Origin of the sequence: Dyadobacter fermentans DSM 18053 (assembly GCF_000023125.1) — a bacterium.
GTDB classification, from domain to species: Bacteria; Bacteroidota; Bacteroidia; order Cytophagales; family Spirosomataceae; genus Dyadobacter; species Dyadobacter fermentans.
The window spans coordinates 2,628,736-2,642,488 of the sequence record NC_013037.1 but is presented as its reverse complement, the minus strand read 5'-3'; the positions used below and the strand labels follow the sequence as shown (position 1 = coordinate 2,642,488).

The following is a 13,753-nucleotide window of genomic DNA, read 5'->3' as shown; positions in this document are numbered from 1 at the left end:
TCTACGCGCATATTTTGCTGTAAATTATCAGCCTGACACCGGCAATGCCGAGCGGCCGCTAATCCTTTAATTCTATCCAAACCGGCGCGTGGTCGCTGGTTTTCTCCCAGCCGCGTACCTGCTTGTCCACGCCGGCGGCGATGAGCCTCGGCGCGAGGTTCGGGCTGAGTAGAAAATGGTCAATGCGCAGGCCGGCATTCCGGGCGAATGCATTGCGGAAATAATCCCAGAACGTGTAGATCTTCTCGTCCGGGTACAAGGTTCTGATCGCGTCGGTCCAGCCCTGGTCCATCAGTTTTGCAAATGCGGCGCGGGTTTCGGGGCGAAAAAGGGCGTCGTCGACCCAGCTTTCGGGTTTGTAAACATCCAGCTCCGTAGGCATTACATTGAAATCGCCGGTGAGCAGCACGGGCTTCCCGGCAGCGAGCAGCCCCTGGGCGTGGGTGATCAGGCGGTCGAACCAGCGGAGTTTGTAGTCGAATTTCGGCCCGGGCGCGGGGTTGCCGTTGGGCAGGTAGAGCCCGCCGACGGTCAATCCGCCGATCTCGGCTTCGATATAGCGGCTGTGGGCATCCTCAGGATCACCGGGCAGCACACGCCGGATTTCGGCAGGTATATCGCCGCGCGAAAGGATCGCAACGCCGTTCCAGCTCTTCTGTCCATGCCATATTGCCTTGTAGCCGGCTTCCAGGATGGCTTGTTCGGGGAATTTTTCCTGCGGCGCTTTCAGCTCCTGCAAACAAACGACGTCGGGCGTGGTCTCTGTCAGCCAGCGAAGCAGCACCGGCAGGCGCCCGTTTACACCATTCACATTATAAGTGGCAATCCTCATCGCATTCATCGGTTTTCAGTTGAACAATGGGAGCGTAATCACAAATGTCGTGCCTTTCCCCGGGTTCGCCTCGGCTTTGATAATGCCCTTGTGATTGCGGACGATCTTGCGGCAATAGGCCAGGCCTACGCCTTCGCCCTGCCCGAATGCCCCCGTGGGAAGCCTTGCGAATATATCGAACACCTTTTCGAGCTGTGAATCTTCGATTCCGACGCCATTGTCCTCCACCCGGATCTCGGCATAAGCCATTTGTAGCGGCTCGCGCAGCAGGTCTTCGATTTCGTGCAGCGCCATTTCCCGGCTCGAAATGCGGATGCGCGGCGGCTCGTCGTGCCCCGCAAATTTGACCGCATTGTGCAGCAACTGGTAAAAAAGCTGCTCCATTTGCTCGGGAACAGCCATCACCGTGGGCAGGCGAAGGGTTTCTATTTCAATGCTACGGTGTTCGATCTGCGGGCTGAGCTGGGCCATAACGTCGGCGACTACACGATCCAGGCGGACGTCGGCAAAACTGCTCTTGCTGGTCAATCCGGAAAAATCGGACAAGTCTTTGATCATCATGGAAAACTGCTGTGCGCTCGTGCGGATTTTCACCGCGAACTCCTTCGCTTTTTCAGCCTCGTTGCGATCGGTGGCGTTAACGAGCATATCGCTGAAAACCCGTAGCTTACGGAGCGGTTCCTGCAAATTATGGCTCGAAATATGACGGTACTGCCGGTTTTCATCATTGGAAGCAACCAGTTGAGCGGCCAGGTCCTGCATGGCGGTGTGCGTGCGTTCCATGAGCCGGATGTTGTCGAGATGGAATGCGAGCAGCTCCGCAAAAAGGTGGAACATGCCCATCACGCGCGGGTTTTGAAGCTGGTTGGGCTTGGGGTCTATCGCGCAGAGTGTGCCGAAAAATTCACCGCTTTTGAGCCTTATTGGGAGGGAGATGTAGCTTTTGAAACCGTACATCCGCGGGGTGGGATGGCCGCAGTAAGATTCGCTTTCATCCACATGGTCGATCACCACGGCCTCGCCGCTGGCGCGGATCTCATTGCAGATCGTCGTACCGATTTCCAGTTCGTCGCCCGGTGTGAGGCCAAATCCGATTTCGTCCTGCACGCTGCATGCGATCCAGCGGTCTTCCGTTACCCGTGCCACCGCCGCGAAGCCCATGCCGGTGGATCGACAAATTACTTCCAACATGGTTTTGACAATGGGTATTTGATTTACCCGTTCAATGTCGGCAAATAAAAAGTCGTCCTGTTGTACCATTTTTTCAGCGCGAAGTAGCAGGTGGATGAGTAAATTTAGGTGCCGGGTTCCGGATAACCTAAACTTCCGCTTCATGAAAGTTTTCCTGCTCTCCCTCCTGATTGCGTTTGCGGCGTACCTGATTGCCGCAGTCGGCGGTTATTTTCTGATCATGAAATGGTCGTCCAACCAGCACGACAGGTCGATGGAAGCCACTATGACGAGCGCGTTCATCCTGGGGCCTATTGTGGCCCTCCTCGCGTTCATTGTGGCTTACCTCACGCTACGTGCGCACTGACGGTCAGTGCTGATTGATGAAATCGTCGAGCATTGCCTTTACAGGGTGGTAGTAAATCTCGGCGCGGCGGCTTGGCCGGATGTCCCAGCCGCGATCGTAATTCACGATGCACGCTCCGATGAAGTTGTTGGTAGCCTTTCGCACAGCCGGGTCCCAGATCGACAGTTTGGAGATCCGCCCCTTTTCCATGGCCGTTTTGGCCGGTGTTTTAAGGATCAGTGCCGAAAACTCGTACTGGTTTACGGTGCCGGATAGCCACACGGCGCCTTCGATCTGCGGATCCTTGCTTTGGTCCCTCACCTTCGTGCGGATCTGGGCCTGGCCTTTCGAAGGGACTTCCGTCTTTTTATTTTTCAGATAGGCGTCAATGGCGCGCATAGCATGCTCCGCCGGGTCGACGCCGTCGAACTCACTTAGTTCGTAAAGTCTTTTAATTTGAAATTCAGTAAGTTGTATGTGTTTCCGATAGACTTTTTGCTTCACCATAAACCCGTTCCAGATAGCGTCCAGTCAAACATACGCAGCTTCTGAGAAGGATTCAACGGGTCGTCGTCTTTTTGTGCTCCAAGGATAGAAATTTGGATTTATACCGATTCTTGATAAGCCGGTATGGCCCATTAATCCCCCAATCCGAGCTCCGAACGCACTTTTTCGTAATCCCGCCAGTCGGTCGCTTTCGTGCGTCCGCCGGTGCCCGGTGGGACAATGATCCAGCGGAATTCCAGGTCGAAGTCAATGGGCTCTTTCCGCGGTTCAAAATACGTCAGGTCGAAGTTGGCCGTGCCCTCATTGTTCAAAAACTGCATGTAGAAGCCCAGACTGAGCTCGGCGGTCACCGACGGGAGCTGGAACACGACGGCCGTCCGCCCGAAATTGCGGTAATAGGCCACCACCAGGCAACTGTCGAGCACCTTGCGCGTAATGCGCTCGTCTTTGAGCGAAACCAGGAAATAGGTCGAGTCGCGGTTGGGCGTCCAGGCGGAATCGGCCACTTTCACCCAGGGCGAAACGATCACATTGGCTGCGCCCGGCACTCCTTGCACACCCTGGGTGCCCTGTGGCCCCTGAGGCCCTGCCGGGCCAGTCGCGCCGGTTTCGCCATCGGGACCTTCGCAAGCACAAATAATGGCACATAAAATAATGATAATGAGCCAGATAAGAGGAGGTAGTTTCTTTTTCATAGGATTTGATAGTTAGGGGTGGAATACAATTAATTCAAAACAGGTGACATATAAATATACCAATAAAAATTTGTATAATTCCATAAAATCTCCTAAATTTTCTCATGCTTCCTGCCGTGGTTTTCCGGCTCGTAATGCGTATTGTAGACCTTCTCACATCCCGCCTATGAAAACAATTCTGACTCTCACATTCGTGTGTGTTTTTTGTGCTATCGGCGCATCCGCACAGAACCCCGGACTGACACGCGGCCCCTACCTTCAAATGGCCATTCCAGAACAAGATGAACCCGGAAAGCCTTATGTATCAGCAGGCATTACCGTCCGCTGGCGAACGGCCATCGCTTCCAAAGGGGCCGTCATGTATTCAACCGATCCCGATTTCCGGACCAACAAGGTAGTGCGGGAGCCGGCCGCGGTGACCGACCATTCGGTGCAGATCACCGGCCTCGAATCCGACACCCGTTACTATTATTCGGTGGAGGCTTACGATCCATTCTGGAAGGTCGAATCCACCGAGTACCATTTCTTCACGACCCCTCCCAAAAAAGGAGTTCAGAAAAAGACCAAAATATGGGTGCTGGGGGATTTCGGAACCGACCCGCCTACAAAGTTTAACACCCGCCAGGACAGCACCATCGACGCTATCCAGGAATATATGCGGCTCAACAACACCGGCCCGATGGACCTTTGGCTCTGGCTGGGCGACAATGCCTACGACATCGGCTCGGACAATGATTTTCAGCAGAATATCTTCGATAAAACCAGGGCCCGGTACGACTGGGCATTCCGCCAGACGCCCTTTTACGCCACCCCGGGCAACCACGACTACCGCGACGGCGGGCCATCGAGCCGGCTCACCCATCAGATCCACTATTTCAGCGTGGTGGATAATTTTAAGAACGGAGAGGCAGGCGGCGTCCCTTCGGGCAAGGAAGAATATTACTCGTTTGATTACAGCAATATCCATTTCATCAGCCTGGATTCGTATGGTTTTGAGAAAGCCGGTGATACCGACGCCAGCATACTGGCCCCCGAAAGCGTTCAGCACAAATGGCTGATCGCCGATTTGCAGCAAGCGCGGGCCAATCCGGCGATCAACTGGATCATCGTGTTCACGCATATGCCCCCGTACACGGGCGGAACGCACAATTCCGATTCGGAGCCGGAACTTGCCGCCATCCGCCGCAACCTGGTGCCGCTGCTGGATACCTATAAGGTGGATCTGCTCTTTACCGGCCACAGCCACAACTATGAGCGTTCGCGGCTGATGCGCGGGCATTACGAAGGCTCCACCACGTTCCGGAAGGTAATCCATAACCCCGCGGATGGCAGCAATGCCAAATCGAGCGGGAAGTACGACGGCACGCCTAATTCCTGTTTCTACTACAAAACGAGCGGCTCAGCTACCAACGAAGGCATTATCCACGTCGTGAACGGCGGAGGCGGACGCGGGGAGTATTTCCAGCGCAACCGCCCGCTCATCGACTCGGTCATGTACATGGCCTCCACCACGGGCGGCTCGGTGTATGTAGAGGTGGAAAACAAAAAGCTCATCGCCCGGTATATCGGTGCCAACAAGAAGGTGCTTGATGAATTTGTGATCTATAAAGACCTGGATAATTTCACAGTTCCTGTCACCGACGGAACGGCGCGTATAGCCACCTGCGAATGCACGGAGGACCTCGGACCTAACAGAAGTTTTACCCATTACCTGGATAACAAAGCCAATCTGCTGCTCTCCATCAACCGGCACGGCACCAACATCGGAAAGGTAGGGGTGGCGCCGTTTGAGGTGAAGCTCGTAGGGGCGCCGGGCCGCACCAATGTGGGCGCATTCTATCCCGGGAATTACGTAAGAGCTTCGCAAATGCGGACTTTCAGCTCAGGCTGGCGGGTAATGAACCGCTACTGGACGGTGAAACCGGCCGTGGAGCTCACCGGAAACAACCAGGTGACGGTGCGGCATTATTTCAAATTTGCCGATGAAGTGTCGCTCAGCTCGACCAACCTCGACGACCAGGTCCACGGCCAGATGCTCAAATTTTATAAGATTAACCAAACCGGTACCACCACTTACGACCCCGATCCGCGAAGCGGGAGCCATAGCGCATTGCCCGGCGCCCTGACCTACAATCAGAATGGTTTGTGGATCTACGAAGGATCGTTCGTTCCCTCGCTCAACCAATGGAAGGCCGGCTTCCTGGGCAAGGGCGGATTTTATCCCCGGACGGATTCGTTTTACGGCGAGATCGTGGTGGGGAAACTGGCTGGTAGCGGCGGCATAGGCGGCCAGGGCGGCTGGATCAACCCGGCGGGAGCGATCACCGTGCTGCGGGCGGGCGACCGCTGGTCGTACATGGCCAAAGGCGTTCCCCCCGAGAAGGGCGTTTACACCTGGAAGGATGCCAGCTTTGCCGTCGACCGGTATTACGACCTCTCGGCCTGGGAAGAGGGTGGGGCCCCGCTAGGCTACTCACCGGGCGGAGAAGACGGTGAAAAGCGGGTGCTACCAGCCTGCCAGTCGGAGCGGAACTGCTACGAAGCCGATGAAGACGGCGCCCGTTTCATTCCCGGTTGCCAGTTCACGCCTTGCACTACGCGCTGGACGACCACCTATTTCCGCAGGGCATTGTTCAACTACTGGGGTTATGACTCATTCTTCAAGTCGGTAATGATCAGCTACCGGCGCGACGACGGCGTGATCATCTACATCAATGGCAAGGAGCTGCTCCCTCGCGACGCGAATATGCCGGCGGGGGCCATTACGGACGCTACTTTTGCGTCCAACGCGGCGGCACAGGAGCATCAATGGTACACGATTGTGGTGCCAAACGATAACCAGTACCTTAGGCCGGGCCTCAACATCATCGCCGTGGAGCTCCACCAAAACAGCGCCACTAGCTCAGATGCTTATTTCGATATGGAAATTGTGCTCAGTCCGGATGTACTTACCTCGCCTGTGCGGACGGGCATTACCGAAGCGCTGTTATCCGGGCCGGCCACCACTTTGTACCCCAATCCTTCGGAAGGTCCCATAGTTTACCTGGATAAGCCATTGGTTTACAATAAATTGTATGTGAGTGATCAAAAAGGCGTTTTGTACCGCAAGGAGGAACAGCCGGGGATCGTGAGCGAGCTGGACATTTCGGCTTTGCCCTTGGGAATGCTGATACTCGTTGCCTGGGACGAAGAAAAAGTGGTCCGGTATAAAATCATCAAAAAGTAAATTCCCGGCGGGCCGAAAGTTGCCCGATCGGTCTGGAAGGTGTGTCGCAACAAGGAAAGCGGCGCACCTTTTTTCTAAGATTATTATTCGAATAGTGCAATAGTGATTTCGTTTTACTTGGTATTACTGTATAAAAACAAATAATCGAAAATGTGTCGATTTTACACTAACCTAGTTGGGTGTAGCACTTCTGCGACCCTCTGCAAACGTTCCCGGTATCGTGTGCAGAAATAAATTCGGCAAAATGTTTGGGGGAATCGTAGGGCGCAAATAGACTTGATCGTGGTTTCAATTGGACTTTATCAATGAAAACCGGCCATTGTCTTGAAATAGTTATATTCTAAATGACTCAATTACATGAGAAAACCACTTCTACTCATCTTCACCCTGCTGCTGGCGGCTTTGGCTGCTCATGCGCAGAACCGCGTACTGAAAGGGGTTGTGATCGATGGCGTCTCGAAGGAACCGATGCCTGGCGTTTCGATCCTGGTTTCGGGTACCAACTCGGGAACGGCCACTGATGTCGAGGGAAAGTTTACGTTGAATGTGCCGGAAAGCGGCGCGAAGGTGATTATCAGCTATGTAGGTTTTGTGAAACAGGAGATCGAAGTGGCTAACCGCGGCTCGCTCACGGTGGTGCTCGAACCGGACGTGAAGGCGCTCGAAGATGTGGTGGTGGTAGGTTACGGCGAGCAAAAGCGCTCGCACCTCACCGGCGCCGTGGCGACCGTTAAAATGAAGGAACTCGACGAATTGCCCGTGGGCGACATCTCGTCCGCATTGGTGGGCAAGCTGCCGGGTGTAAATGTCAGCGGCGGTACCGCCCGCCCCGGAGCACCGGCGTCGATCACGATCCGTAACCCGACGAAGGCTTCCAAAGACGGCGGCAGCAACTCACCGCTTTATATTATAGACGACGTGATCCGCTCCGAGGCTGATTTTCAGTTGCTCGATGCTTCCGAAATCGAAAACCTTTCCATCCTGAAAGACGGTGCAGCCGCAGTTTACGGCGCTCGGGCGGCATTGGGCGTGGTGGTAGTGCGTACCAAACGCGGGAAAGCGGGTAAGCCTACCGTCAACTACACCACCACCGTAGGTGTGTCCGACGCCTCGTACCGCTCCAAAATGATGGACGGCGTGCAGCTCGCCACGTATCTGAACGATTTCAACCGCAGCCGCGGTCTCGCCCCGAACGATCCCGAATATTACTCGGCGGATGAACTGGAGCATTTCAGAAAAAACAACTATAACTGGTTCGATATGGCCTGGAAACCTTCGCTCAATACCCGCCACGCGGTGAACATCAGCGGCGGTACCGAGCGGGCCACATTCTTTGCCGGCGCTACCTATTTTTATCAGAACGGGAATGTCGATAACATCAGCTACAAAAAATGGAACTTCCGCGCCAGCACGGACGTGAATGTGACCAAGCATATTAAGGTAGGTCTAGGCGTGAGCGGTAACCTGTCCGACAACAAGCTGTTTTACCTCAAACAAGGCGGCGAGAACGTGGAGAAGGACGTCACCAACCTTTTGAACACACCCCAGTTCATCCCGCCTTATGTGGACGGCCTGCCGGTTCTGCTGCCGGGCGGCTCGGGAACTACCGGCTTCCATTTCTTCGAAGCGCAAAAGCTCAACAACTACACCCGCGCCCGCAATGTGGTGCTGAATGTGAATGCATACCTGGAATACAATGTGCCATTTGTACCCGGCCTCAAACTCCGCACCGTGTACAACAAGAACCTCGGCAACGACTGGGGCAAGCAGTTTGGTACTTATTACAAAACCTACGGTTTCTCGATGCTGGGCGACAACCGGCACATTTATGGCGGCACGCCCAATGCGCCCACACGCCTCAACAACGGCGACCGCTTGCGCTTCAATCCTGGGTATACCGACGGCTACCAGCTGAACTTTAACCTCAGCTACGCCCGCGATTTTGGCCGCCATTCGGTGAGTGCGCTGGCACTTGTGGAGCAGTCGGAGATTTATACGGAGAGCATTGCCACCATGAAAGAGGGCATTTTCGAAGGGGGGAACGACTATCTGATGTCGGCATTCGGTGCGAAGGACATTGGTCCGAATGCGGCCAACGAGAGCGGTATCCTTTCTTATGTGGGACGTTTGAACTACTCTTTTGCCGACCGCTACCTGTTTGAAGTATCATTCCGCCGCGATGCATCCACGAAATTTGCGCCGGAATATCGCTGGGGTACATTCCCGCAGCTTTCTGCTGGCTGGGTCATGTCCGAAGAGCGCTTTTTCCGTGAAAAATTACCCTTCATCAACAACCTGAAACTGCGTGCGTCCATCGGTTTCCTCGGCGGCGATCGCACGGCGGCCTGGCAATGGATGCAGCGCTACACGCCGCAAGCTTCGAACGGCGCTGTGTTTGGCGGCAACAGCGACCGCACGGTGGGTATCAAGCTCGAAAAACTGCCTAACTACTATGGCCGCTGGGACGATGTTACCAAGAAAAACTTCGGTATCGACGCGGCATTCCTCAACAACCGCCTTACGACGACTATCGATGCGTACCACGATCATGGCTACAACTTGCTGACGACCATGGCATCGTCCGTGCCGCTGACGATCGGTTCGGTGATGCCGGCAGAGAATTTCGAGACGGTAAACTCGTTCGGTCTGGAATTCGCGACCGGGTGGAGCGACCGCATTGGAAAAAACATCGACTATAACATCGGCGCATTCCTCGCTTGGAGCGACAATAAGAATGTTCTTGTGGACGTGGCCGCTACCAACCGCGGCACCTGGCTCGATCCTACGGGCCGGTCGAGCGACCGCGGCGTGCAGGGCTACCGCTACCTGGGCATGTTCCGCACGCAGGAAGAGGTGGACCGCTTCCTCGAAACCAACCCCGACTACACGATCATGGGGTACGCACCGAAACCGGGCATGCTCTATTACCAGGATATCCGCGGCCCACGCCAGACCGACGGCAGCTATGCAGCCCCGGATGGCAAAATTACCGAGGACGACCAGGAGTTTCTAACAAACAAGCAGAATAACCATTACACATTTGGTCTGTCGTTCGGATTAGGGTTTAAAGGTTTCAGAGTGGATGTGGTGACGGCCGGATCGTTCGGCGGGCAGGGACTTGTGGATGGTGATGCGCGCAAAAAAGCAGGGAAGGATATTTCCCGCCCCGTTTTCTGGGCCGATCACTATACGCCCGAAAACCCGAATGCCAAATATCCCGATCCTTTCTATGAAGAAACGTACTCGATCAACTCGGCATTCTGGTTCCGCAGCGCATTCGCATTCAACATGCGTAGCCTGAACTTGTCGTACCAACTGAACCAGAACGTAGCAAAAAAGCTGGGGATCAGCTCTGCCCGGATCATCGGCGTGGGTATGAACCCGATCACATTCTTCAATCCTTACGACTATAAGGCAGCTTCGGGCGATTACAATGTGTACCCGCAAATGCGCACCTGGTCATTGGGATTAAACCTTACACTCTAAAAATCGGTACAGCGATGAAAAAGCATTGGATAATAGCAGCACTTCTCGGCCTTGCATTGACAAGCTGCGAAAACGTGCTCGATAAAACAGACCTTTCCGCATTCAATGAAGAGCAGGTTTTCAACGACACGCTCCTAGCCAAAGGCTATGTGGATTACGTATACGACCAAAACCTGCCCACCTGGCCCACCGGCGACTTCCTGAAATGTACCGACGAGATCGGAGGCGAAAGCCGGTTTTTCGAAGGCACTGTACAGGTGAACACCGTGCAGGATTTCGGGATCGGTGTGAATGCGACCAACAACTACGGCAAGCTCCGTTCGATCAACCAATTCCTGGCCAAGCTGCCAACAGGCGGGCTGAGTGAAGACGTTAAAAACCGCCTGATGGCGCAGGTAACGTTCTTCCGCGCATTTCGTTACTGGGACCTGGTGCAGCTCTACGGCGGTGTGCCAATGGTGCTCGCGCCGCTGGAAGGCGTAGGCGAGGAGGCCAAGGAAGAAGCGGCCATCCCGCGCAGCAGCACGTCCGAAAGCGTGGCGCTGATCGTGAAAGACCTGGATTTCAGCATTGCCAACCTGCCGGGCCGGTGGAGCAATACCAACGACTGGGGCCGCATTACCAGCGGTGCCGCGGCGGGCTTCAAAGGGCGCATTCTCCTGCATTATGCCAGCCCGCAGCATAACCCGAGCGACCTTCCCGAACGCTGGCAGGCCGCATACGATGCCAACAAAAAGGCCATGGAGGTCCTGTCGGCGAACGGTTTCAAGCTGCATAGCAGTTTTAGTGACCTGTGGTTCCAGGAAGTGAATAATCCCGAAGCCGTGTGGGTGACGTGCTACAACAACAAGGTAGGCGACCAGATCAACAAAAATATGACCTGGGACAACAATACGCGGCCTTCTTACCTCGGTACGGCCGGCGGTTCCAACCAGCCGACCTGGGAAGTAGTACAGGCATTTCCGATGAAAAACGGCAAGAATATCGAAGAAAAGGGCTCGGGCTACGATGCGCAACTGTTCTACAAAAACCGCGACCCGCGCTTTAACCAGACCATCGCATTCAACGGCGCGACCTGGACCATTAACGGCAATCCGAACTACCGCTTATGGACCTATTTTGTGAACAACAAAACGATCGAGCAAAAAGCGACCAACACGGGCTTCTACGTCCGCAAGGCCATCGACCCGAACCTGGCAGCAGGCGCGGTTGCGAACGCCGGTACCGACTGGATCGAGATGCGGTATGCCGAAGTAATGCTTAATTTCGCCGAAGCGGCGTGCGGCGTGAACAGGCTCGACGAAGCCTATACCCAGCTTACCGAGCTCCGCAAACGCGCCGGCATCGAGCCGGGCGCGGATGGCTACTACGGTTTAAATCCCAAGATGACCCGTGCGCAAATGTTCGAAGCCATTCTGCACGAACGCCAGGTGGAGCTCGCCTTCGAAGGCAAGCGTTTTTACGACCTGCGCCGCTGGAAAAAATTTGAAACATTGCTCAATGGCAAAAGCCGCAACGGCGTCACCATCAACCTGAAAGCCAATGCACCGGAAGATTTTGCAACCCGCCGCGACGGCATGAACCTCGATTCTGTTTACAAAAACTACTTCGAAATTGTACCTAAAAAGCTGGATACTAAGTTTTTGGTGAACTGGAAGCCGGAGTACTACTTCTTCGCCATCCCGCAGCAGGCATTGACGAATAACCCAAGGCTCGAACAAAACATAGGCTGGCCATCCGGCACATTCGATCCGTTGAAATAAGTTTTTTAAATCAAAGCATACACAAATGAATCCTATCCCCAAACATTCACTCCAACTGGCATTAGCCGGCCTTTTATTCGGCTCCGCCGCATTCGCGCAGTACCCGAAAATCCCTTCGGCAGCGAAGAAAACAAGCGATTCGCTCCTCGCTGAGGCCGAACGCAAGTCGGAAATCGCGTGGCAGAAGGCATTGCCGATCATCGAAGCGGAGGCTAAAAAGGGCAAGCCCTACATTCCCTGGGCGGCACGGCCGGTGGATCTGCCGCAGTCGGACATTCCCGCGTTTCCGGGCGCCGAGGGCGGTGGGGCATTCAGTTTCGGCGGCCGGGGAGGTAAGGTGTATGTGGTAAAAAGCCTGGCGGACAGCGGTCCCGGTACCTTACGGGATGCCTGTGAGCAGGGTGGTGCACGCATTATCGTCTTCAACGTGGCGGGTATTATCCGTTTGAAAACGCCGCTCATCATCCGCGCGCCTTACATAACCATTGCTGGCCAGACGGCCCCCGGCGACGGCGTGTGCGTGGCGGGCGAAAGCGTGTGGATCAATACGCACGACGTCGTGATCCGGCACATGCGTTTCCGCCGCGGAGAGACATTCGTAGGCCGCCGCGACGATTCCATCGGCGGCAACCCGATCGGCAATATCATGATCGACCACGTGTCGGCGAGCTGGGGGCTGGACGAAAACATGTCGATGTACCGCCATATGTACAACGACAGCACCGGCGCGCAGGAACAAAAACTCCCGACTGTCAACATTACCATTCAGAATTCGATATTTTCCGAAACACTCGATACCTGGAACCACTCCTTCGGCAGCACGCTGGGCGGCGAGAACTGCACATTCATGCGCAACCTCTGGGCCAACAATGCGGGCCGTAACCCGTCGATCGGCTGGTACGGGATATTTAATTTTGTAAACAATGTGGTGTTCAACTGGGTGCACCGATCGATAGATGGCGGCGACTACCGCGCGATGTACAACATTGTGAACAACTACTTCAAGCCCGGTCCCGAAACACCCAAAAACGAACCGATCGGCTACCGCATCCTGAAACCGGAAGCAGGCCGCAGCAAGCTGAAATACCAGGTGTACGGTCGTGCCTACGTGAATGGCAACATCGTGGAGGGCCACGACAAGGTCACCAAAAACAACTGGGCCGGTGGTGTGCAGGTGGAAGACCGGCCCGATGCCGGCAAATACACCGACAACATCCGCTGGCATGAGCCGCTGCCGATGCCGGCATTCCCGATCATGAGCGCTAAGGAGTCGTTCGATTACGTGATCGCGAATGCAGGTGCCACGCTCCCGCGCCGCGACCCCGTGGATGCGCGCGTGACCACGCAGGTACGTACAGGAAAGATCAATCCGCTGGATAACGTAAAATTGCCGGAGAAGCAATTCGAACACCGCCGCCTGCCGATCGATTCTTACAAAAACGGCATTATCACAGACATCTCGCAGGTAGGAGGTTACCCTGAATACAAGGGCACGCCTTACGCGGACTCGGACGACGACGGCATGCCGAATGACTGGGAAACGAAATACGGCCTCAACCCGAACGATCCATCGGACGCGCGGAAAGACATGAGCGGCGACGGGTATTCCAACATCGAGAAGTTCATCAACGGCATTGATCCGAAGAAGAAAATGGACTGGAAAAATCCCAAAAACAACCACGACACGCTGGCTTCGCTGAAAGGCGCGCCGAATCAAAAATAGTATTG

At 55.0% G+C, this 13,753-nt stretch carries 9 protein-coding genes; 5 read left to right on the top strand and 4 right to left on the bottom strand.

What is annotated here, in order from left to right; all coding sequences use genetic code 11:
* Nucleotides 1-58: 58 nt before the first annotated feature.
* On the bottom strand, nt 59-832 hold the full coding sequence (gene xth / locus DFER_RS10635) for an exodeoxyribonuclease III (protein ID WP_041736319.1): 774 nt from the start codon (nt 830-832) through the stop codon (nt 59-61).
* Between the two features lie 15 nt (nt 833-847).
* Entirely contained in the window at nt 848-2,023 is a 1,176-nt protein-coding gene (locus DFER_RS10630) for a sensor histidine kinase (protein ID WP_229206232.1), read from the bottom strand.
* A 142-nt stretch (nt 2,024-2,165) separates the two neighbouring features.
* Here DFER_RS10630 and DFER_RS10625 point away from each other — a divergent pair, with 142 nt between their 5' ends.
* Nucleotides 2,166-2,369 carry a hypothetical protein gene (locus DFER_RS10625; protein ID WP_041736317.1) on the top strand — a complete coding sequence of 68 codons (204 nt, stop codon included), beginning with the start codon at nt 2,166-2,168 and terminating at the stop codon, nt 2,367-2,369.
* A 3-nt stretch (nt 2,370-2,372) separates the two neighbouring features.
* Here the strand turns inward: DFER_RS10625 and DFER_RS10620 are convergent, their stop codons facing one another.
* Nucleotides 2,373-2,747: a DUF7678 domain-containing protein gene (locus DFER_RS10620; protein WP_229206231.1), complete on the bottom strand. Its 375-nt coding sequence runs from the start codon at nt 2,745-2,747 to the stop codon at nt 2,373-2,375.
* Nucleotides 2,748-2,986: 239 nt separating this feature from the next.
* A complete protein-coding gene (locus tag DFER_RS10615) occupies nt 2,987-3,550 on the bottom strand; it encodes a collagen-like protein (protein ID WP_015811630.1) in 564 nt (187 codons plus the stop codon).
* A gap of 166 nt (nt 3,551-3,716) precedes the next feature.
* Between DFER_RS10615 and DFER_RS10610 the strand changes: the two genes are divergently transcribed.
* The 4 genes from DFER_RS10610 (at nt 3,717) to DFER_RS10595 (ending at nt 13,748) form a co-directional block, all read left to right on the top strand.
* The gene (locus tag DFER_RS10610) at nt 3,717-6,776 is read left to right on the top strand and encodes a metallophosphoesterase (RefSeq protein ID WP_015811629.1); all 3,060 of its coding nucleotides are present in this window, start codon (nt 3,717-3,719) and stop codon (nt 6,774-6,776) included.
* A gap of 357 nt (nt 6,777-7,133) precedes the next feature.
* A complete protein-coding gene (locus tag DFER_RS10605) occupies nt 7,134-10,262 on the top strand; it encodes a SusC/RagA family TonB-linked outer membrane protein (protein ID WP_015811628.1) in 3,129 nt (1,042 codons plus the stop codon).
* Nucleotides 10,263-10,276: 14 nt separating this feature from the next.
* Nucleotides 10,277-12,025, top strand: a complete 1,749-nt coding sequence (locus tag DFER_RS10600; RefSeq protein WP_015811627.1) for a RagB/SusD family nutrient uptake outer membrane protein — start codon at nt 10,277-10,279, stop codon at nt 12,023-12,025.
* A gap of 25 nt (nt 12,026-12,050) precedes the next feature.
* Complete coding sequence (locus tag DFER_RS10595; RefSeq protein WP_015811626.1) at nt 12,051-13,748, top strand: pectate lyase family protein; 1,698 nt, start codon at nt 12,051-12,053, stop codon at nt 13,746-13,748.
* The last annotated feature ends 5 nt before the right edge of the window (nt 13,749-13,753 follow it).